We start from the raw sequence: 21,881 nt of genomic DNA, 5'->3' as shown, positions 1-21,881 counted from the left end.
GTTAAGAGATGTGGCCTGAGAACGGCCGCCTGGAGATGTCGGCCTTTCCCGACGGTCACTTCTATCTGCGGATAGCCCGCCGATGAATCACCTTTTTGCAAGATCACTGCGGTATTTTTCCTGACCGGTAAATGACGCCGAGCGACAACGCGACGCAGACCAGAAAGGCATAGCGCAGACCGACAGTTTCGGATAAGAACCCGATTAACGGCGGCCCGATCAGCGTACCCAGAAAGCCGATGGTCAGCACCGCCGCGATGGCGGCGCTTGGCGCCATGGAAGAAGACCTTGCGGCCGCCCCCGCAACCAGCGGAATAATGGCGCAAATGCCAAGGCCGACCAGAAAAAAACCGATTATCGACATCACTAAACCCGGTAACCAGGTCGTTAGCGTCATGCCGGTGAACGCCAGCATCCCACCCCACTGCAACGTTCTTCTCACTCCGATCCGATCCACGAACCGGTTCAACATGAGCCGGCCGATCGTCATGGCAGCCATAAATACCGTAAAACCCAGGCCGATGTATTTTCGATCGACCGAGACGACGTCCTGAAAATAAACGACGCTCCAGTCATACATGATGCCCTCACAAGCCATCGAGCAAAAAACGATCAGACCATAGTTGAACAGAGAACGGTCCGGGATGGCGAAAACGCGCCCAGTCTGTTCCAGCTCCGGTTTGTCGAACAATGCCCGCCGACACAACAAGGCGGACATCAGAGCCACCGCCGCTATGCCCGCAAAGTGCAGCGGCAAGGCGACACCCCGACCGATCATTAACGCCCCGATCCCTGCGCCGACGAACCCCGCCACGCCCCATATACCGTGAAAGAACGGCAACCTCGTTTTACCGCTGACCGCCTCGGCGATACTGGCCTGCATGTTGTTCGAGACATTGACCGCGCTGTAAGCGAACCCGGAGAAAAACAGCAACGCCGCCAGTTGAGGGACCGTCGCGGCGAAGGGCACCAGAAGCAAAAGCGTGGCGTTGATCAGAATAGCCGCAACGCCGACCACCCTGCTGCCGAGTTTGGCGATCGCCCATCCCGATATCGGCAGCGACACGACCACGCCGGCCGACATGGCGAACAGGACGGTGCCGAATACGCCGTCAGACAACGCAAGCCCTCCCTTGATCGTCGCCATCCTTGAACTCAAACTGCCGAAACACAGCCCCAGCATGAAAAACATGCTGGATATCGCCAGGTTTTTTTCTTTCATCATCGACATCATAAGCGCCCCCTTATCCGATTAGCGGTCTGGTCAGGCAAAGGCATCAATGCCGGTCAGCGATGCCGAAAGCGCCCACAGACGCTGCGCCTGTTCCGGGTCGATCGCGTATTCCTTCACGCCGACCAGCGCCTGACTGTCGTGGACGGCTATGCCGGCAATATCGCCATCCTCGCAGTAGAGGCCCCCCAATCCCTGCAACTGCGGTGAGGTGGCGGCCCACACCTGCGTAGCAGCCCCCTGTTGAGGCGTTTTAAGGGCATCGGGATCGGCCGGGTTGCCGTCTTCGTCCATCCAGCCCAGGGCTATCATCTCTGCTCTCGATATGTGCCGCTGCAGCGGCGTGGCGATGCTGCCCGGATGCAGGCTAAATGCGCGGATCCCCCGCGAGCGGCCCAGAAGATCCAACCGGACGGCGAACAGGGCATTCGCCGTCTTCGACTGACCGTACGCCAGCCACTTGTCATAACCGCGTTCGAACTGCACATCTTCCCAGCGGATCGCCGAATGGTGATGCCCGGCGGAGGAGACAGTGACCACCCGCCCGCCATCGGCAATGGTCGGCCACAGCAAATTGGTCAGCGCATAGTGGCCGAGATGGTTGGTGGCGAACTGCCTTTCCCAACCGTGCCCCACCCGCGCCTCCGGGCATGCCATCACCCCGGCGTTGTTGATGACGATATCCGCCCGTAGGCTCGATGCGGTAAAGTCTGCAGCGAAACGACGCACGCTGTTCAAATCGGCGAGATCGAGTTCGGCGATCTCGACGCCGGCGCTCTGCCCTAACACCGCTTTGGCTGCCGCCGGTGCCCGGCAAGCGACGATAACCCGTGCGCCGGCGTCGGCCAGCGCCAGCGTCGTCTCCAGACCGAGGCCTGAATAGCCACCGGTGACGATGGCCAGCGTGCCTGACAGATCCTGGCCCGCGAGCACCTCACCGGCGGTCGTTTTGGGCCCGAATCCTGACTTGATGGGGGTTTGTTGGGTAATCACAGGCATGCTCCTCACGGTTAACAGTGGCCGGCCAAACGCAGCCGGCGCGTCGATGAGAAGGAGTATGAAATTCCGTCACGGGACTGTGAATGCATGAAACCCCGAACTTCTGTCGAGATCGTCCAGGTTACGCGGCGAAAAAAGAAGAAAGTGGAGCATGGCGGCTCGCCAGGCGAGGTTTCCGGTCTGAGACAGGCAAAAAAAAAGCCAGCACCCGAGCTGGCTTAAAAAACACTGGAAGCAATGTGAGCAATGTCGTGCCTTCCACATCAGAGCCGCAAACTGTGGCCTTCCGTGAACTGCCAGGCGATGATAATAGTTATCAGTATCGTCTGTAAAGCACTTTGTTGAGAATTTTTCTCATTACCACACGAAGATTGCGCAATTACCACTCAGGGAACGGGTCCGCCATGTCCAGCCAATAGTCCACGCCAGCGGCCATTTCGTCGTCGTTCAGCAGGCAGTCGTCCAGCAGACGCACGATCGCCGCCTGTTGCAAGTGCTGGCCGATAAACACCAACTCCTGGCGCATGTCGCCGAACGGCTCCACCCATTTCTCCTGAATATGCGCCCGCGTTTGCGGATCCTGCGGCCAATTATCTTGCGGGATCGCGCGCCAAAAGGTGCCCGCCAGGCCGTAATGGGCGATGCCGCCGGCCTGGCTCCACTGCCCGGCCTGCCGCGGCCGCGTCGCCAGCCAGAAGAAGCCTTTCGAGCGCAGCAGCTTGCCGCCGCCCCAGTCGCCGTTGATCACGCGGTAGAACTTGTCCGGCGCAAACGGCCGCCGCGCCTGATAGACAAAGCTGCTGATGCCGTAGCTTTCCGTTTCCGGCACGTGTTCGCCGCGCAGCTCTTTCAGCCAGCCGGGCGCCTGCTGCGCCTTTTCAAAGCTGAAGCTGCCGGTATTCAGCACCGCCTCCAGAGGCAGTTTGCCCGGCGCGATCGGCACAATGCGGGCGTCGGGATTCAGGCTGGCCAGCAGCGCCATCACTTCGCCCTGCTGCGTTGGCGTCAACAGATCGGTCTTGCTGACCAGGATCACGTCGCAAAATTCAATTTGCTCAATCAACAGGTCCGCCACGCTGCGCAGATCGTCCTCGCCCAGGCTTTGGCCGGCTTCCTGCAGGCTTTGCGCCTGCTGGTATTGCTGAATGAAATTCACCCCGTCGACCACCGTCACCAGCGTATCCAGCCGGGCGAATTGGGACAGGCTTTCGCCCGTTTCATCCTCAAAGGTAAAGGTTTCCGCCACCGGCAGCGGCTCCGAGATGCCGCTCGATTCGATCAACAGGTAATCGAAACGCCCCTCCTGCGCCAGTTCGCGCACCGACACCAGCAGGTCTTCGCGCAGCGTGCAGCAGATGCAGCCGTTGCTCATCTCCACCAGCTTCTCTTCCTGGCGATCGAGATGCACTTCATTCTCCACCAGCGCGGCGTCAATGTTCACTTCGCTCATGTCGTTAACAATCACCGCCACGCGCATGCCCTGCCGGTTGTTCAGGATATGGTTCAGCACCGTGGTCTTGCCGGCGCCGAGGAAGCCGGAAAGCACGGTCACGGGAAGTTGTTTCATGGGGACCTCATTAAAATTCATTGCGTAATGCCTGGTAACCGCGCACCAGTTCGACGTTGGTGGCGGCCACTTCTTCCGAAAACTGCAGCGCGCCGCGATCGACCTGGCGATAGCGCGACAGATCGCTGTCCGGCCCCACGCGTTCGGTCGAGGGGATATAGCGGTTTTCCGGCAGCGTCACGCCGTCCACCACCGCGTTGTAGCGCACCACGCAGCCGGACTGAACGTGGCAGTTGAACAGCACGCTGTTGAAACCGATAAACACCCGATCGCCGATGCGACACGGGCCGTGCACGATGGCGCGGTGGGCGATCGAGCTGTAACGGCCGATGGTCACCGCCGCCCCGCTCTTGGAGTGGATCACCACGCCATCCTGAATATTGGAGTGCGAGCCGATGACGATCGGCTCCATGTCGCCGGCGGCGTTCAACTCGTCGGCGCGGATCACCGCATACGGGCCGACGTAAACGAAATCTTCAACGATCACCCGACCGCAAATAATGGCGGTGGGATCGATGTAGGCCAGCGGCGAGACCTGCGGCAGATGACCGCTGGGATTTTTACGCAGCATGGTGTTCTCCCCGCCAACTCAGCTCCGCCACCGCATTGTGGGCATGCAGGCTCTCCTGATGTTCAACGCGCAGCGAGAAAGCGCGGTAGTCGCACTGGCTGCGCAGCATGCGGTACAGGCGCCGCGCCGCATCCTCGCAAAACATCAGGTTCTGACCGTTGGCCAGCGCGAAGGCCTGCTCGTCGCGGCGTTTCACCAGCGTTTGCACTGGCGTGCCCAGCGCGTGTTCGATGCGGTCGATCAGTTTTACCGGTTCGAACGCCCGTTCATTCTCGGGCGTTACTGTGATCCAGGCCCAGCTGCGCTGGCTGTGGGGGGTGGCCGGCATTCCCTGCTCCAACAGCCACTCGCTCACCTGCCGCTGGCTGACCCGCTCCGCCTCCTGTTCAAAATCAAACTGGAACTGTTGCTGCGCCAGCTGGCGGCTGAGCGCCGCTGAACTCGGGCAGGTGGAGGAATAAGGCACGCCGACGGTCAGCGCCAGCGTCAGCGTGTCCGTCAGGGTGGCCTCGATGCGCAGCGGATAGGCTTTCCAGCCGCGCTGCGGCGACAGCAGCGCCGGGCGCGACAGCAACAGCTCGCCGCTGAGCGTCAGGCTGGCGCGATCGCTGTGTTCCGGCTGCGAAGCCAAAAAGGCCTGCAACGTCCGACCGATGCGCTGTGGCGTCAGCTCTCCCTGCGTCAACTCGTCCAGCGCCAGATACAGCCGCGACATGTGAATGCCGCGTTCCCCCGCCGCTTCGGCGCGCAGGTTGATACCGGCGTCGACCTTCGCCATCAATGGCTTGCCGGCCAGCTCCAGCGGCAGCGCGATCCCTTGCATCCCGACCCAATCGAGCCCGACATCACTCATTTCGCCGCGCCATGCCTGAGCGTCCGGCAGCGAACGGCGTGGTGGAAGTGCAACTTCGTTCATACATCCCCTTGCGTTATGGTGACTTTGCCGGGGAACGGTAACATGATTTTGTTATATTATAACATAACATAAAAAACTTTTTTCTTGCCGCTGAACGGGCTGATTAATCAAGTCGCAGAAAACTCAGCGATTTTGCTCAATGGATTGGGCTGCTGGTCAGAGTGCGATACACTAACGCTATTGCTGATTAACCCATGAGCCTCTATGCGTGGTTTACCCTTTTGGATACTGTCGTTGTGCCTGACGGGCTCTGCCCTGGCCGCGACAACACCGCCCGCGCCCGCCGCGGCGCCGCTGCCGGACATTCGCCAAAGCGGCTTTGTTTATTGCGTCAGCGGCATACTGAATACCTTCAACCCGCAAATGGCCAGCAGCGGCCTGACGGTGGATACCCTGGCCGCCCAGCTGTACGATCGCCTGCTGGACGTCGATCCCTACACCTATCGCCTGATCCCCGAGCTGGCGCAAAGCTGGGAAGTGCTGGATAACGGCGCCACCTACCGCTTCCATTTGCGCAAGGACGTGCCGTTCCAGACCACCGCTTGGTTCACGCCCACCCGCAAGATGAACGCCGACGACGTGGTGTTCAGCTTTGCCCGCGTATTCGATCAAAAACACCCGTATCACGACGTGAACGGCGGCGAATACCCCTATTTCGACAGCCTGCAGTTCGGCGATTCGGTGCAGAGCGTGAGAAAGCTCGACGACTACACGGTGGAAATTCGCCTGCAGTCGCCCGACGCCTCGTTCCTGTGGCACCTGGCGACTCATTATGCGCCGGTATTGTCCGCCGAATACGCCGACGCGCTGACGCGCGAAGGCCATCAGGAGCTGATCGATCGCGAGCCGGTCGGCAGCGGCCCGTTCCTGCTCAACGAATACCGCTCGGGGCAATATATTCGCCTGGCGCGCAACGCCGCCTACTGGAAGGGCCTGCCGCGCATGCCGCAGGTGGTGATCGATCTGGGCGCCGGCGGCACGGGCCGCCTCTCCAAGCTGCTGACCGGCGAGTGCGACGTACTGGCCTATCCGGCGGCCAGCCAGCTGTCGATTCTACGCGACGATCCGCGCCTGCGCCTGACGCTGCGTCCGGGGATGAACATCGCCTATCTGGCGTTCAACACCCGCAAACCGCCGCTCGACAACCTCAACGTGCGCCAGGCGATCTCGCTGGCGATCAACAACCAGCGGTTGATGCAGTCGATCTATTACGGCACGGCGGAAACCGCCGCCTCGATCCTGCCGCGCGCCTCCTGGGCCTACGACAACGACGCGCACGTCACCGAGTACGATCCGGCCAAATCTCGCGAGATGCTGCGGCAGGCCGGCGTCAGCCAGCTGAACCTGAAGCTGTGGGTGCCGACCGCCTCGCAGTCTTACAACCCGAGCCCGCTGAAAACCGCCGAACTGATCCAGGCCGATCTCGGCCAGGTGGGCATCAACGTCACCATCGTGCCGGTGGAGGGCCGTTTCCAGGAAGCGCGCCTGATGGAGATGAACCACGATCTGACCCTGACCGGCTGGGCCACCGACAGCAACGATCCGGACAGCTTCTTCCGGCCGCTGCTGAGCTGCGCGGCAATCCGTTCGCAAACCAACTATGCTCACTGGTGTGATCCGGGCTTTGACGAAGTGCTGCAGAACGCGCTGCTGTCGCAGCAGCTGTCTCAGCGCATCGACAACTACCGCAAGGCGCAGAAAATCCTCGAGCAGCAATTGCCGGTGCTGCCGCTGGCGTCTTCCCTGCGCCTGCAGGCCTATCGTTACGACATCAAGGGATTGGTGCTGAGCCCGTTCGGCAACGCCTCGTTCGCCGGGGTGTACCGTGAATCCGCGCCGGAGGTGAAAAAGTGATTATCTTTACCCTGCGCCGCATTCTGCTGCTGCTGATCACGCTGTTCTTCCTGACGCTGGTCAGCTTCAGCCTGAGCTATTTCACGCCGCGCGCGCCGCTGAACGGCGCCGCCCTGCTGGACGCCTATCAGTTCTACTTCGTCAGCCTGCTGCACTGGGACTTCGGCGTCTCCAGCATCAACGGCCAGGCGATCAGCGAACAGCTGCGCGAAGTGTTCCCGGCCACCATGGAACTGTGCCTGCTGGCCTTCGCCCTGGCGCTGTTCATCGGCATTCCGCTGGGCATCATCGCCGGCGTGCTGCGCGGCAAGTGGCAGGACACCGCCATCAGCACCTTCGCGCTGCTGGGCTTTTCGATGCCGGTGTTCTGGCTGGCGCTGCTGCTGATGCTGTTCTTCTCGTTGCATCTGGGCTGGCTGCCGGTTTCCGGCCGTTTCGATCTGCTGTATCAGGTGAAACCCATCACCGGTTTCGCGCTGATCGACGCCTGGCTGTCGGACTCGCCGTACCGCGCCGAGATGATCGGCAGCGCGCTGCGCCACATGATCCTGCCGATCGCCGCGCTGGCGGTGGCGCCCACCACCGAAGTGGTGCGGCTGATGCGCATCAGCACCGACGACGTGCTGAGCCAAAACTACATCAAGGCCGCCGCCACCCGCGGCCTGTCGCGCTTTACCATCATTCGTCGCCACGTGTTGCACAACGCGCTGCCGCCGATCGTGCCCAAACTGGGGCTGCAGTTCTCCACCATGCTTACGCTGGCGATGATCACCGAAGTGGTATTCAGCTGGCCGGGCCTCGGCCGGTGGCTGATCAACGCCATTCGCCAGCAGGACTATGCGGCGATCTCCGCCGGCGTGATGGTGGTCGGCACGCTGGTGATCACCATTAACGTTCTGGCCGACATTCTGGGTGCGGCAACCAACCCGCTGAAACATAAGGAATGGTATGCCCTTCGATAACGTATACCGCGAGAAAAAGATGCCGAGCCCGCTGCGCTACACCTGGCGGATTTTCTACGGCGACGCGCTGGCGATGATCGGTTTTTACGGCGTGATCGCCCTGCTGCTGCTGTCGCTGTTCGGCAGCCTGCTGGCGCCCTATGCGCTGGATCAGCAGTTCCTCGGCTATCAACTGCTGCCGCCGTCCTGGTCGCGCTACGGCAACGTGTCGTTCTTTCTCGGCACCGACGATCTCGGGCGCGACATCCTCAGCCGCCTGTTGACCGGCACCGCCGCCACCTTCGGTTCCGCGCTGGCGGTGACGCTGGCCGCGGCGTTCTGCGGGGTGATCCTCGGCGTGTTCGCCGGCGTCACCCACGGGCTGCGCTCGGCGGTGCTTAACCACATTCTCGATACCCTGCTGTCGATTCCGTCGCTGCTGCTGGCGATCGTGGTGGTGGCGTTTATCGGCCCCAAACTGGAACACGCCATGCTGGCGGTGTGGCTGGCTCTGCTGCCGCGCATGGTGCGCACCATCTACAGCGCGGTGCATGATGAGCTGGAGAAAGAGTACGTGGTGGCGGCGCGGCTTGACGGCGCTTCCACGCTGCAGATCCTGTGGTATGCGGTCATGCCGAACATCGCGGCGGTGCTGGTGACCGAATTCACCCGCGCGCTGTCGATGGCTATTTTGGATATCGCCGCGCTCGGCTTCCTCGATCTCGGCGCGCAGTTGCCTTCTCCTGAATGGGGAGCGATGCTCGGCGATTCGCTCGAGCTGGTGTACGTCGCGCCCTGGACGGTGATGCTGCCCGGCGCGGCCATCCTCGTCAGCGTGCTGCTGGTTAACCTGTTGGGCGACGGTATGCGCCGCGCAATCAATGCCGGGGTGGAATAATGCCGTTACTTGATATCCGCAATCTGACGATTGAATTTATGACCGCCGAAGGGCCGGTCAAGGCGGTCGATCGCGTCAGCATGACGCTGACCGAGGGTGAGGTGCGCGGCCTGGTGGGCGAATCGGGCTCCGGCAAGAGTCTGATCGCCAAAGCCATCTGCGGCGTGACCAAAGACAACTGGCGTGTCACCGCCGATCGTTTCCGCTTCGACGACATCGATCTGCTGCAGCTGAGCCCGCGCGAGCGGCGCAAGCTAGTGGGCCACAACGTCTCAATGATCTTCCAGGAGCCGCAGTCCTGTCTCGACCCTTCCGAGAGCATCGGCCGCCAGCTGGCGCAGGCCATCCCGGGCTGGACCTACAAGGGCCACTGGTGGCAGCGCTTCAACTGGCGCAAACGCCGCGCCATCGAGTTGCTGCACCGCGTCGGCATCAAGGATCATGACGACATCATGGGCAGCTTCCCGTACGAGCTGACGGAAGGCGAGTGCCAGAAAGTGATGATCGCCATCGCGCTGGCCAACCAACCGCGCCTGCTGATCGCCGATGAGCCGACCAACGCCATGGAACCGACCACGCAGGCGCAGATTTTCCGCCTGTTGGCGCGCCTCAACCAGAACAACAACACCACCATTCTGCTGATCAGCCACGACCTGCAGATGATGAGCAAGTGGGCCGATCGGGTGAACGTGCTGTACTGCGGGCAAACGGTGGAGAGCGCCCAGTGCGAAGAGTTGCTGGCGGCGCCGCACCACCCTTACACCCAGGCGCTGATCCGCGCCATGCCGGACTTCGGCCGCTCGCTGCCGCACAAAAGCCGGTTGAATACGCTGCCGGGCGCCATTCCTTCGCTGGAGCACCTGCCGATCGGCTGCCGCCTGGGGCCGCGCTGCCCTTACGCGCAGAAGAAGTGCATCGAAACGCCGCGCCTGCGCCCGGTCAAAAACCACTTCTTCGCCTGCCACTTCCCGCTGAACATGGAGGAGCAATAACATGGAAACGCTGTTGGAAGTGCGCAACCTGAGCAAAACCTACCGCTACCGCACCGGGCTGTTCCGCCGCCAGCACGTTGAGGCGGTGAAATCGGTCAGCTTTACCCTGCGCGAAGGCCAGACGCTGGCGGTGATCGGCGAGAACGGCTCCGGCAAATCCACGCTGGCGAAGATGCTCTCCGGCATGGTGGAGCCGACCGCCGGCGAACTGTTGATCGACGATCATCCGCTGGAATTCGGCGACTATCGCTACCGCAGCCAGCGCATTCGCATGATTTTTCAGGATCCGAGCACCTCGCTCAACCCGCGCCAGCGCATCGGCCAGCTGCTGGACGCGCCGCTGCGGCTGAACACCGATCTTGAGCCTGCCGAGCGCGAGCAGCGTATCAACCAGACGCTGCGCCAAGTCGGCATGCTGCCGGATCACGCCTACTACTATCCGCACATGCTGGCCTCCGGGCAAAAACAGCGCGTCGCGCTGGCGCGCGCGCTGATCCTGCAACCGAAGGTGATCGTCGCCGATGAGGCGCTGGCCTCGCTGGACATGTCGATGCGCTCGCAAATCATCAACCTGATGCTGGAGCTGCAGGAAAAACACGGTATTTCCTATATCTACGTCACCCAGCACCTCGGCATGATGAAGCATATCAGCGACCAGGTGCTGGTGATGCACGAAGGGGAAATCGTCGAACGCGGCAGCACCGCGGAGGTGTTGGCGGCGCCGCTGCACGAATTGACCAAGCGCCTTATCGCCAGCCACTTCGGCGAAGCGCTGACCGCCGATGCCTGGCGGCGCGACGGCGGCCGCTTCTGAGTCACGCCTTCACCTACAAACCCGCTGCGGCGGGTTTTTTATCGCCTTGCGCGCCTGCCGCTTAGCGAGAAAGCGCACATGCAAATTACATTCTTGTTATATATCCTTATATTTTATTCCTTTCAGTTATTGATTAGTCCGTAACATTATTTTATCTCGCCAGGACGATCGGTGAGGATATCCCCTACGTTGCACTTCTCATACGACAGGATATCGCACTGATGAACAGCCTTCGCCATCGCCGCCTTACGCAGTTTCTGCTCACCTTGGCCGCCGGTTTTTCTGTTTACGGCCACGCGCTGTGCTGCGATGAGCTGCGCTAAATCCGCCTTTCGCCCCGCCTGCGGGCATGTTGCCTCTTTGTCCAGCCGCCGCTGCCGTACGCAGCGTTGGCTGTTGATCATGATTAAGGATTGACCCTATGGAACGACTCCGTCGACAACATAATGCCCAGTGGTATCACGAAACCCAAAGCAGCGTGCGGGGCGATGCGCCGCTGGAGCCTCAGGCGGCTACCCTGCGTGACCGTTTTCTGCTGGGGCTGGGCGCCTTCGCCGATGAAGCCTTAAACAGTGCGCTCAGCGCTCGCGCCGGCGTGTTCAGCGCCTCGTTGGCCGGTTACCACGCGCTGTTTCCCGACCAGGTGCCGCTGTCACGATACGTGACATTGTCACCCTACGATCGCCTCAGCACCGCGTTGACCGTCGCTCAGGTGACGGGTGTGCAATCGCTTTGTAGCCACTACGCCGCTCGCCTCGCCCCGCTGCACAGCCCGGACGCCTCCCGGGAAAGCAATATCCGCCTCGCTCAGATCACCCAATATGCCCGCCAGCTTGCCAGCCAACCCACGCTGATTTGCCGCAAGGCGCTGCAACAGCTCGCCGACGTCGGGCTGAGCCCGGCGGATATCGTCACCTTTTCGCAAATCATCGGTTTTGTCAGCTATCAGGCGCGCGTGGTCGCGGGCGTCGCGGCGTTGGCCGGCCGGCCGGCGGTGGTGGTGCCCGGCTTCCCTAACGTCGAAGACGCCGATGGCGTCGCGTTCAGTGCCGAAGAGTTAAGCTGGACCGCGCGTCTGCCGCCAATCGACACCGAAGCCGCCGCCGCCGAACAGCTTGACGTGCTGGATCAGAGTCACCCGCAGGCGCGCGCCGAATCTTATTATCTGCTGTTGGCGCACAATGCCGCCGCACTGCGCGAGCGTAACGGGGTGTTCAACGGCATCAATGCCGAAGGATATGGGTTATCGAGCCGCCTGAAGGCGCTGGCGACGCTGGCGGTCTCGCGCATCAACGGCAGCCACTATTGCGCATCCACGGTGACACAAGAACTCCAGGACGACGGACTGGCCCAGGCGCTGTTCGCCGGGCTGCCTCAGGGGCTGGCATTTACCGAGGATGCCGTCAAACGCGCGGTGATCCACACCGCCGCCGAACTGACGCGCGCACCGGAGAAATTTACCCCGCAGAGCGTGCAGCCGTTGTTCAACAGCGGCCTGAATCAGGCGCAGGCGCTGGAGGTGATCCTCACCGCCGCGCTCTACGCCTGGGAAAATCGCCTGCGCCAAACGCTGGGCGATGCGGAACCGGCACAACCGGCGCCGTGATCTGTCATCACTGAGTTGACGGCTAGCGTCCTTCGCCGTTAACTCACCCTTCTCTGTTTCGGCGAAAAACTTCACCAAAATATAAATTGATAAAGCAAAAATCCAAACACACTTCATTTATCAGGATTATGATTCGTTTTGTTCTACCATCGGCGAAAAACAGGGTTCGTCAAAATTATGTCTGCAAACAAAGTAATAGGCAGATTGCGCCATCGCTCAATTCTGTAACCGTCCTCATCGCATAAGCAGTAAAACAAGGTTTTAACCCTGCTAATTAATAGATGAACTCATTAACACCCCTAACCTTTCAGCAGTGGTCGTCTTGCTATTTAGTTTCTATGATTAAGCCGATAGCGGCGTTGTGATGACCCCTTTTAAATATTCAACAAAGATAAACGCTCGCCGTTATTCCCATTATTTTAATTTTCTATCACAGCAAAAAAATATTGTGAGGTAACCCTATGTCTGAACAAGAACTTAAATCCAGCAACAGTATCGTTAACGTGATTGTCGTCATCGATACCGATGCCCTGATAGAAGCATTCGAGAATAACAACCCCAGCCAGGACGCCGGCAACCCGACGGGCATTGGCCATCAATACGCCTATATGGTCGTCACCTCCGAACAGGTGATCGGCGGCTCCGGCACGGCGGACCTGAACTTTAAGGCCAATGTCGGCGATGTCATTCGCTGGACCGGCACCTCGGAATCCGCCAATTTCGACGCCAGCGTGCTGATCTACGGGCTGCCGCAGTTCGGCAGCGGCAACCAGGTTTTCTCCAACCCGACCTTCAAAATGTATACCCGCAGCTCGATGATGCCGGCGCAAAATACCGTATTCCCCGTCAGCTTCACCAACCAAACCTATTGGTTTATACAGGCGGACATTACCAATACCGGCACGGAAAACTATTGCATCCAATTTGGCCTTTATTATCGGCCAAACGGCGGCGATCAGAAATTACTGGGTTATTTCTATTGGGATCCGACCATTACCATCAGTAATTAACATGATTTCATCGGCCGTTAGAGAAAACATGATTATGGCCCCGTAGGGCCATAATCATGGCGGGAACATAGGATAAACATAAACGTCTCTATTCTTTTTGCCGCCGCAACCACTCGCTGGCGGCATCGAAAAACTTCTGCGCCAACGGCGTGGCGCGCTCCGACATATCGACCACCACCGCCGCATGACGCGGCATGGCGCCGATGGCCACCGGACGGCGCTGCAACGCCGGCATCAGCGGCGATTGCAGCTGGCCGCGCGGAAACAGTCCGCAGCCCAAGCCGACGAAAATGCCCTCGAGCAGTTGGAAGATCGAGGCAGTCTCCAGCCGCGTGTGCAGCGTCAACCCGGCGTCGCGGAAATGCTGATCGAGATAGCGGCGGAAATACCGCGTCGGCTCGGCCAGGCACAGCGGCAAGGCGGCCACCGCCTCCAGCGGCAACGGCGTGTCGCCCACCAGCTTAGGGAAGTGTTGCGGATGAAATACCAGCTCTACGCCGGTTTCCACCAGCGGTTGTGATTGAAAATGCAGTTCCTTCAGCGTCGACAGCTCGAAAAAGCCGATGCCGATGTCGACGGTATGCGCCGTCAACGCCTCCAGCAATTGATCGGCGCTCAGCACCGCCAGCCGGTAATCAAGATGGGGATAACGCTCGCTGACCGCCTTGAGCATTTCCGCCACCGAGATGCTGCACTGCGGCACCACGCCAAGGCGCAACGTGCCGTGCAAACCGTGCTTGAGCGACTCCACCTCCAGCTTCAGCCCTTGGTAAACCGAGACGATCTCACGCGCCCACGCCAGCACCCGCTCGCCTTCGGCGGTAAAACCGCCGAAATGGTTGCCGCGGTTAATCAGCGAAACGCCCAGCTCTTTTTCCAGATTTTTCAATCGCATGGACAGCGTCGGCTGGCTGACGAAGCTGGCCTCCGCCGCCCGGCCGAAGTGGCGTTCCCGTTCTAAATTACACAAATAAATCAGTTGTTTAATATCCATAGCGCGGCTCAATGATCGGCATTCGCGCTCAGTATACCACCGGGCGTCGTCGCTCGCCCGGTGAGTCAGAGCTTCAGCTTCATGTAATCCATCAGGCGTGAGAACACGCCGCCCTGCGGCACCGCCTGCAGCGCCACCAGCGGCAGGGTTTTCACCACCTGGCCATTATCGCTGATGCGGATCTCGCCAACGGTTTGTCCTTTGTTGACCGGCGCTTCCAGCCGCGCGGCATTGATCACGTACTGCGCCTTCAGCTTGTCCGCCTCGCTTTTCGGCAGGCTGAGCGTCTGGTCCTGCGCGCTGCCGACCGGCAAGCGGTGGCTTTCGCCGTACCAGACCGGCTCTTCCCCCAGGCTCTGGCCGGCGCTGAACAGGTGTACGGTGGTAAAGTCGCGCAGCCCCCACGTCAACAGCTTACGCGCCTGTTCCTCGCGGCCTTTGGAACTTTTGCCGCCCATCACCACGGCGATCAGGCGGCGATCTCCTTCGGTGGCGGAGGCGATGATGTTGAAGCCGGCCGAGGCGGTGTGCCCGGTTTTCAGGCCGTCGACGTGCAGAGTCTTATCCCACAGCAGGCCGTTGCGGTTCTGCTGCGTGATGCCGTTCCACGTCAGCGATTTCTCGCTGTACATGTGGTATTCCGCCGGCTCGCTCATGATGATGGCGCGCGCGATCACCGCCAGATCGCCGGCGGTGGTGAACTGCCCTGGCGCATCCAGCCCGTGCACCGTCTCAAAATGGGTGTTCTGCAATCCCAACTGGGCGCTCTTCTCATTCATCAGCTTGACGAAGTTGGCCTGACTGCCGGCGACATAGTCCGCCATCGCCACGCACGCGTCGTTGCCGGAATCAATGATGATGCCGCGGCTGAGATCGCGCACCGTGACCCTGTCACCGGGTTTCAGAAACATCAGCGAGGATCCTTTGAACACCGGGTTGCCCTGCGCCCAGGCGTCTTTCCCCACGGTGACGACATCGTCGAGGCCAATCTTATGCTGGTCGAGCGCATGGTCGATCACCAACCCAGTCATCAGTTTGGTCAGGCTGGCCGGATTGCGCCGCTCGTCGGCATTGCCGGCGGCCAACACCTGGCCAGTGGTGTAATCCATCAACACGTAAGAGGCGGCGTCTATCGCCGGCGGAGTCATGGCGGGAAAATGGGACACCGTTTCCGCCGCCTGCGCCGCCAAAGGCAGTAAGATACCGCCGATCACTACTGATACTGAACGCTTCACGCTGTGTTCCTCAGGCCCGCAGGCTAAATAAAATTCCAATGTAATCCGTGAGATAGACTGCATGAATTCACTTTCAGACGAAACCATTACTCTTTTGCAGCGGGTGTCTTTATGCAACCATTTGTTTAGGTCAACAAACATCTGCGATAGATATGCTCTATGCCGCCATTGCCCCATTCGATTAGACGCCCGCCTGCCGCGCTCCTAAACTTGTGACATAAATACGCAAAACGCATAAAAAAGCGTTTACTTTTTAGCTACAACCACCTGCGAAGTGTCACCATGAAATTCAAACCGTCAATCAAGCCTTATACCGGCCCGGCGGGCGGCTGGGGTTCGCTTGAAGCCACCACCCGCTTTGTCCTCGACAGTAAACAAACGCTAAAAAACATGCGCAACCTGATGCGCGTCAACAAGGCGCGCGGCTTCGACTGCCCCGGTTGCGCCTGGGGCGACGACAACCACAGCACCTTCAGCTTTTGCGAAAACGGCGCCAAAGCGGTCAGTTGGGAAGCGACGCGCAGCGCCGTGGAGCCTGAGTTCTTCGCCGCCCACAGCGTCAGCACCCTGCAGCAGCAGAGCGACTATTTCCTCGAGTATCAGGGGCGCCTCACCCATCCGATGCGCTACAACGCCGAAACCGACCACTATGAGCCTATCCATTGGCCGGACGCGCTGGCGCTGATCGCCAAACACATCAACGGCATGGACAACCCGAACCAGATCGAGCTGTATACCTCGGGCCGCGCCAGCAACGAAGCGTCGTACCTTTATCAGCTGTTTGGCCGCATGCTCGGCACCAGCAACTTCCCCGACTGTTCCAATATGTGCCACGAGGCGAGCGGCGTTGGGCTGAAGCAGAGCATCGGCGTCGGCAAAGGCACCATCCGCATCGATGACTTCGAAAAGGCCGATGCCATCTTCGTGTTCGGTCAAAACCCCGGCACCAACCACCCGCGCATGCTGCACAGCCTGAAAAACGCCGCCCGACGCGGCGCGCGCATCGTCAGCTTTAACACCCTGCGCGAACGTGGGCTGGAAAGGTTCGCCGATCCGCAGGATCCGGTGCAGATGCTGACGCCAAAATCCTCGCCGATCAGCTCTTCCTATTACCAGCCGAATCTGGGTGGCGATATGGCGGCGGTGCGCGGCATGGTGAAAGCCCTGCTGGAAACCCACCGTCAGCGCCTCGCCGCCGGTGAGCCCCCCCTGTTTGACCTGGCGTTTATCGAACGGCACAGCGTCGGCGTAGAGGCTTATCTGGCGCAGGTGGACGCCACCGAGTGGCAGACCATCACCGCGCAATCGGGCCTGAGCGAAGCGCAATTGCGCCAGGCGGCGGCCACCTACCAGGGCGCCGAACGGGTGATCTGCACCTGGGCGATGGGCGTGACGCAGCATAAACACTCTATCGCGACGGTGCGCGAAATCACCAACCTGCAGCTGCTGTTCGGGCAACTGGGCAAACCGGGCGCCGGTCTGTGCCCGGTACGCGGCCACAGCAACGTCCAGGGCAACCGCACCATGGGGATCGATGAGAAGTCGCCGAAGGCGCTGCTCGACAGCCTGGAACGCCACTTTAACTTCACCGCCAATCGCGCGCTGGGCCACAACACGGTGGAAGCGATCGAAGCGATGCTGCGCGGCGAAGTGAAAGTGCTGATCGCGCTGGGCGGCAATCTGGCCGCCGCAGCGCCGGACACCGAGCGCACCGCCCGCGCCCTGCGCAACTGCGATTTGACGGTACACATCAGCACCAAACTTAACCGCAGCCACCTGGTGACCGGCAAAGACGCGTTGATCCTGCCAACGCTGGGCCGCACCGAGCTGGATATGCAGGCCAGCGGCTCGCAGTACATCACGGTCGAAGATTCTTTCAGCATGGTTCACGCTTCGGAAGGCATCGGCAAACCGCTGGCGGATACGCAACGTTCGGAAACCGCGATCGTTTGCGGCATTGCCGACGCGGTGCTGGGCACGCAGCAGCTGGACTGGCTGGAGTTGGCCGACGACTACTCGCTGATCCGCGATCATATCGCCGCCACCATTCCCGGCTTCGAGGATTTCAACCGGCGCTGCGACCAGCCCGGCGGGTTCTACCTGGGCAACGCCGCCGCCGAACTGCGCTTCGCCACGCCAAGCGGCAAGGCGGAATTCAGCGCCGCCGCGCTGCCGGCGACCCTGTTCCCGCAGCTGGGCGACGAGCAAGCGCCGTTTACCCTGCAAACCCTGCGTTCGCACGATCAGTACAACACCACCATCTATGGCCTGGATGACCGCTACCGCGGCGTTTACGGGCAGCGCGAAGTGTTGTTCATCCATCCGGAAGATCTGGCGGCGCTGGGCCTGCAGGATGGCGAACGGGTAGAGATAGAAACCCTGTGGAACGACGGCGTGGTGCGCAAGGTGGACGGCTTCAAGCTGGTGAGTTACGACATTCCGCGTGGCAACCTGGCGGCCTACTATCCGGAAACCAACCCGCTGGTGCCGCTGGCGAGCTTCGGCGACGGCACCGGCACCCCGACGTCGAAGTCTATCCCGGTGGTGATTCGCCGCAGCGAGCAGCAACCCTCGCTGCGTATTGCCTGAAAACGCGCGCCCGGTTCACGCCGGGCGCGCCAATATCTCCAGGATGGTCTGCAATTCGTCAGACAGCTGATGCCTGCGCCAGACGAAGTAGAGATCGCTCACGCCCTCCTCGCCCATTTCCACCACCTTCAGCCCCGGCGCCGGCAAGATCTGCGGCAGCAAAGAGCCAGGCACGCAGGCGACGCCGCAACCGGCTTGCACGCAGGCCGCCATCGCGGCATAAGATTCCATTTCCAGCGTCATGCGCGGCTTCAGCCCGCGCGAGGCCAGCCAGTGATCGACCTTCAGGCGGAACGAGCATTCGCGGCTGAAGGTGTAAAACTCCAGCGCCGCCAGGATAGCGGCGTCGGGTTGCCCGGCGTCGGCCGGCATCAGCAGCACCAGCCGCTCGTCAAACGCCTTTTGGCTGGCCAGCAACGGATGTTCAATCGGGCCGTCGGTGATCGCCAGATCGAGAGTACTGTCGATCAGCATGCGCTCCAGCACCAATGAATCGCGGCTGAGCACGTTGATCTGCAGATGGGGTTGTAAACGGCGCAGCCGGGCGATGCGCGCCGGCAAATGGCTGACCAGCGAGAAATCCAGCGCCCCGAGGTTCAGCAGCCCGTGCTGGTACTCGCCGGCGAACAGTTGCTTGCTGCGCTCAGCCTGCGCCACGATGTCGCGCGCCTGCTGGTAGAACAACCGGCCTTTGGGATTGACGTACAGCCGGTTCTTGTCGCGAAAAAACAGTTCGCCACCCAGCGACTCCTCCAGCTCGCGCAGCCGCAGCGTGACGTTGGAAGGCACGCAGTGCAGCTCGCGGGCGGCGGCGGCGATGGTTTTATGCTCCACCACGGTACAGAAAAACTTCAGCTGACTCAGCTTCATTTATCATTCATTTTTAGTTAGTGTTTTAGTTAAAAACAATCACTTTAGATTAGCATCGATTTCATCTACAGTCTGCCAACACCCTGAGGAGGACCTCTGATGCCACTGAATGACCTACTGACGCTGCCCGGCGTGGCGGCCCAACCGGACGCGGTAACCGATGGTTACGTGTTCAACCACACCATGATCCGCGTGAAGGACCTGACCAAGGCGCTGGATTTCTATACCCGCGTACTGGGCTTTACGCCTGTCTATCTGGAAACGTTCGAAGAAGCCGCTTTCACCATCTGCTACCTGACGCGCAGCCCGCGCGAGCAGATCCCGCAGGATGACGACGAACGCAAACGCTGGGCGCTGAGCCAACCGGGCATTCTCGAACTGACCCATAACCACGGCACCGAAAATCAGGCGGATTTCCACTACCACAACGGCAACGGCGAGCCGCGCGGCTTTGGCCACCTGTGCGTCACGGTGCCGGACGTGCGCGCCGCCTGTGAGCGTTTTGAGCGCCTGGGCGTCACCTTCCAGAAACGCCTGCATGAAGGCCGCATGAACTACGTGGCGTTCATTCGCGATCCGGACGATTACTGGATTGAAATCCTGCAGCCGACGCCGCTGCGGGACTGATTGCCCCCTCCTTCACCCCGGCCCTCGCGCCGGGGTTTTTCGTCGATAGCGCTTCGATTGACCATTCTTGCGCAAAATCGCGCGGCAACGCGGGGTTCCGTGACGTTAGGCTTGCTCGCAGCGGGTGATTCGCGTAAAACTGTCAGCCGCAAATCTTGCCACTCACAACCCATTCACTGGACGATATGTTTCAAGATAACCCGCTGCTGGCGCAGCTTAAACAGCAACTTCACTCTCAGACCCCGCGCGTTGAAGGCGTCGTGAAAGGGACTGAGAAAGGCTTTGGCTTTCTTGAAGTAGACGGTCAAAAAAGCTACTTCATTCCACCGCCGTACATGAAGAAAGTCATGCACGGGGATCGCATTATCGCCACCCTGCACACCGAGAAAGAGCGCGAAATCGCCGAGCCGGAAACCCTGGTCGAGCCGTTCCTGTCGCGCTTTGTCGGCCGCGTGCAAAAGCGCGACGATCGTCTGTCCATCGTGCCCGATCATCCGTTGCTGAAAGAGGCGATTCCGTGCCGCCCGGTGCGTGAACTGACCCACAACTTCCAGGCCGGCGACTGGGCGGTGGCGGAAATGCGTCGCCACCCGCTGAAAGGCGATCGCGGCTTCAACGCCGATCTGACCCAGTTTATCACCGACGGTGAAGACCATTTCGCCCCGTGGTGGGTGACGCTGGCACGCCACAATCTGGAAAAAGAAGCGCCGGAGATGCAGGCCCTCAGCGAGCCGGACGCCGCGCTGACGCGTGAAGACCTGACCGCGCTTGAATTCGTCACCATCGACAGCGCCAGCACCGAAGACATGGACGATGCGCTGTATGTGACCGACAACGGTGACGGTTCGCTGCAGTTGACCATCGCCATCGCCGATCCGACCGCCTACGTCGAGCAAGGCAGCAAGCTGGACGATATCGCCCGCGTGCGCGCCTTCACCAACTACCTGCCGGGCTTCAACATCCCGATGCTGCCGCGCGATCTGTCGGACAACCTGTGTTCGCTGCGCCCTAACGAGCGCCGCCAGGTGCTGGCCTGCCGCGTAACCATCGCCGCCGACGGCGCGCTGGGCGACGATATTCAGTTCTTCGCCGCCGAGATCGAATCCAAAGCCAAACTGGTGTACGACGAAGTCTCCGACTGGCTGGAAGGCATTGCAGGCTGGCAGCCGCCGAGCGACGCCATCGCACAACAGATCACCCTGTTGAAACGCGTTTGCGACGCGCGTAACGCCTGGCGCCACCAGCATGCGCTGGTATTCAAAGATCGCCCGGACTACCGCTTCGTGTTGGGTGAAAAAGGCGACGTGCTGGAGATCGTCACCGAGCAGCGCCGCAGCGCCAACCGTATCGTTGAAGAGTGCATGATCGCCGCCAACGTCTGCGCCGCCATCGTGCTGCGCGATCGCCTGGGCTTCGGCGTGTACAACGTGCACACCGGTTTCGATCCCGCGTTGGTTGAGCAAGCGGTCACCGTATTGCAGGCTAACGGCGTGGAAGCCGAAGCCGAAAAACTGCTGACCCTTGAGGGCTTCTGCGAACTGCGCCGCCATCTGGATGCGCAGCCGACCCAGTTCCTCGACAGCCGCATCCGCCGCTTCCAGACCTTCGCCGAGATCAGCACTACGCCGGGGCCACACTTCGGTCTGGGGTTGGAGGCTTACGCCACCTGGACATCGCCGATCCGTAAATACGGCGACATGGTCAACCATCGCCTGCTGAAGGCAATCATCAACCAGCAATCGGCCGAAAAACCGCAGGATGACGTAACGGTGCAGCTGGCGGAACGCCGCCGCCTGAACCGCATGGCGGAACGCGACGTCGGCGACTGGCTGTACGCCCGCTTCCTGCAGGACAAGGCCGGTACCGATACCCGCTTCAACGCCGAGATTATCGACGTGACACGCGGCGGCCTGCGTGTGCGCCTGCTGGACAACGGCGCGGTTGCCTTCATCCCGGCGCCGTTCATTCACGCAGTGCGTGACGAGATGCAGTGCAGCCAGGAAACCGGCACCGTGCAGATCAAAGGTGAAGTGGTTTACCGCCAGAGCGACACCTTGCAGGTCACCATCGCTGAAGTGCGCATGGAAACCCGCAGCGTAATCGCCCGCCCTGTGGCCTGAACGCCAACCTGAAACGGTCGTAACGCAAAACGCCGGCGGTGAGAACC

The 21,881-nt window shown here is 60.8% G+C and carries 19 protein-coding genes; 10 read left to right on the top strand and 9 right to left on the bottom strand.

What is annotated here, in order from left to right:
* Positions 1 to 103: 103 nt before the first annotated feature.
* The 5 genes from ACOWVD_RS03580 to folE2 all read right to left on the bottom strand — a co-directional run bounded on the left by ACOWVD_RS03580 (position 104) and on the right by folE2 (position 5,284).
* Entirely contained in the window at positions 104 to 1,234 is a 1,131-nt protein-coding gene (locus ACOWVD_RS03580; RefSeq protein WP_164094905.1) for an MFS transporter, read from the bottom strand.
* A 30-nt stretch (positions 1,235 to 1,264) separates the two neighbouring features.
* A complete protein-coding gene (locus tag ACOWVD_RS03575; protein WP_325994359.1) occupies positions 1,265 to 2,230 on the bottom strand; it encodes an SDR family NAD(P)-dependent oxidoreductase in 966 nt (321 codons plus the stop codon).
* A 379-nt stretch (positions 2,231 to 2,609) separates the two neighbouring features.
* Complete coding sequence (zigA, locus tag ACOWVD_RS03570) at positions 2,610 to 3,797, bottom strand: zinc metallochaperone GTPase ZigA (protein ID WP_015378013.1); 1,188 nt, start codon at positions 3,795 to 3,797, stop codon at positions 2,610 to 2,612.
* A 10-nt stretch (positions 3,798 to 3,807) separates the two neighbouring features.
* Positions 3,808 to 4,368: a carbonate dehydratase gene (locus ACOWVD_RS03565; protein ID WP_049239781.1), complete on the bottom strand. Its 561-nt coding sequence runs from the start codon at positions 4,366 to 4,368 to the stop codon at positions 3,808 to 3,810.
* Positions 4,358 to 5,284: a GTP cyclohydrolase FolE2 gene (folE2, locus tag ACOWVD_RS03560; protein WP_049239780.1), complete on the bottom strand. Its 927-nt coding sequence runs from the start codon at positions 5,282 to 5,284 to the stop codon at positions 4,358 to 4,360. The genes ACOWVD_RS03565 and folE2 overlap by 11 nt, the downstream gene beginning before the upstream one ends.
* 204 nt (positions 5,285 to 5,488) lie before the next feature.
* Between folE2 and sapA the strand changes: the two genes are divergently transcribed.
* The 5 genes from sapA to sapF are packed head-to-tail and all read left to right on the top strand — an operon-like array spanning position 5,489 to position 10,783.
* Entirely contained in the window at positions 5,489 to 7,138 is a 1,650-nt protein-coding gene (gene sapA, locus ACOWVD_RS03555) for an ABC transporter substrate-binding protein SapA (RefSeq protein ID WP_049239779.1), read from the top strand.
* Positions 7,135 to 8,100 carry a putrescine export ABC transporter permease SapB gene (sapB, locus tag ACOWVD_RS03550; protein ID WP_004930575.1) on the top strand — a complete coding sequence of 322 codons (966 nt, stop codon included), beginning with the start codon at positions 7,135 to 7,137 and terminating at the stop codon, positions 8,098 to 8,100. Before sapA ends, sapB begins: the two co-directional genes overlap by 4 nt.
* On the top strand, positions 8,087 to 8,977 hold the full coding sequence (sapC, locus tag ACOWVD_RS03545; protein ID WP_004930580.1) for a putrescine export ABC transporter permease SapC: 891 nt from the start codon (positions 8,087 to 8,089) through the stop codon (positions 8,975 to 8,977). Before sapB ends, sapC begins: the two co-directional genes overlap by 14 nt.
* Positions 8,977 to 9,969 carry a putrescine export ABC transporter ATP-binding protein SapD gene (gene sapD, locus ACOWVD_RS03540; RefSeq protein ID WP_016927551.1) on the top strand — a complete coding sequence of 331 codons (993 nt, stop codon included), beginning with the start codon at positions 8,977 to 8,979 and terminating at the stop codon, positions 9,967 to 9,969. Before sapC ends, sapD begins: the two co-directional genes overlap by 1 nt.
* 1 nt (position 9,970) lies before the next feature.
* A complete protein-coding gene (gene sapF, locus ACOWVD_RS03535) occupies positions 9,971 to 10,783 on the top strand; it encodes a putrescine export ABC transporter ATP-binding protein SapF (RefSeq protein WP_004930589.1) in 813 nt (270 codons plus the stop codon).
* A 146-nt stretch (positions 10,784 to 10,929) separates the two neighbouring features.
* Here sapF and ACOWVD_RS03530 read toward each other — a convergent pair whose 3' ends face one another.
* Positions 10,930 to 11,187 (bottom strand): hypothetical protein, encoded by a 258-nt coding sequence (locus ACOWVD_RS03530; RefSeq protein WP_049239778.1) that lies wholly within the window; start codon positions 11,185 to 11,187, stop codon positions 10,930 to 10,932.
* Between the two features lie 17 nt (positions 11,188 to 11,204).
* Here ACOWVD_RS03530 and ACOWVD_RS03525 point away from each other — a divergent pair, with 17 nt between their 5' ends.
* On the top strand, positions 11,205 to 12,389 hold the full coding sequence (locus ACOWVD_RS03525) for a CMD domain-containing protein (protein WP_049239777.1): 1,185 nt from the start codon (positions 11,205 to 11,207) through the stop codon (positions 12,387 to 12,389).
* A 461-nt stretch (positions 12,390 to 12,850) separates the two neighbouring features.
* Complete coding sequence (locus ACOWVD_RS03520) at positions 12,851 to 13,399, top strand: inclusion body family protein (RefSeq protein ID WP_421079825.1); 549 nt, start codon at positions 12,851 to 12,853, stop codon at positions 13,397 to 13,399.
* 88 nt (positions 13,400 to 13,487) lie between these two features.
* Here ACOWVD_RS03520 and ACOWVD_RS03515 read toward each other — a convergent pair whose 3' ends face one another.
* Both ACOWVD_RS03515 and dacD read right to left on the bottom strand, forming a co-directional pair.
* Positions 13,488 to 14,393, bottom strand: coding sequence for a LysR family transcriptional regulator (locus tag ACOWVD_RS03515; protein WP_197799142.1), 906 nt, complete (start codon positions 14,391 to 14,393; stop codon positions 13,488 to 13,490).
* Positions 14,394 to 14,458: 65 nt separating this feature from the next.
* Positions 14,459 to 15,628: a serine-type D-Ala-D-Ala carboxypeptidase DacD gene (dacD, locus tag ACOWVD_RS03510; RefSeq protein ID WP_049239775.1), complete on the bottom strand. Its 1,170-nt coding sequence runs from the start codon at positions 15,626 to 15,628 to the stop codon at positions 14,459 to 14,461.
* A 282-nt stretch (positions 15,629 to 15,910) separates the two neighbouring features.
* On the opposite strand from dacD, the gene ACOWVD_RS03505 reads away from it, so the two are divergent.
* On the top strand, positions 15,911 to 18,217 hold the full coding sequence (locus tag ACOWVD_RS03505; protein WP_049239774.1) for an FdhF/YdeP family oxidoreductase: 2,307 nt from the start codon (positions 15,911 to 15,913) through the stop codon (positions 18,215 to 18,217).
* A 15-nt stretch (positions 18,218 to 18,232) separates the two neighbouring features.
* Here the strand turns inward: ACOWVD_RS03505 and ACOWVD_RS03500 are convergent, their stop codons facing one another.
* Complete coding sequence (locus tag ACOWVD_RS03500; RefSeq protein WP_049239773.1) at positions 18,233 to 19,087, bottom strand: LysR family transcriptional regulator; 855 nt, start codon at positions 19,085 to 19,087, stop codon at positions 18,233 to 18,235.
* A 99-nt stretch (positions 19,088 to 19,186) separates the two neighbouring features.
* Between ACOWVD_RS03500 and gloA the strand changes: the two genes are divergently transcribed.
* Positions 19,187 to 19,714, top strand: a complete 528-nt coding sequence (gloA, locus tag ACOWVD_RS03495) for a lactoylglutathione lyase (RefSeq protein ID WP_015378023.1) — start codon at positions 19,187 to 19,189, stop codon at positions 19,712 to 19,714.
* Positions 19,715 to 19,899: 185 nt separating this feature from the next.
* Entirely contained in the window at positions 19,900 to 21,834 is a 1,935-nt protein-coding gene (locus tag ACOWVD_RS03490; RefSeq protein ID WP_044031130.1) for an exoribonuclease II, read from the top strand.
* The last annotated feature ends 47 nt before the right edge of the window (positions 21,835 to 21,881 follow it).

The organism is Serratia sp. SA088 (genome assembly GCF_049065515.1).
Taxonomy (GTDB): domain Bacteria; phylum Pseudomonadota; class Gammaproteobacteria; order Enterobacterales; family Enterobacteriaceae; genus Serratia; species Serratia nematodiphila.
Note: the sequence above shows the minus strand (reverse complement) of the source record. Positions and strands in the feature narration are given on the sequence as shown.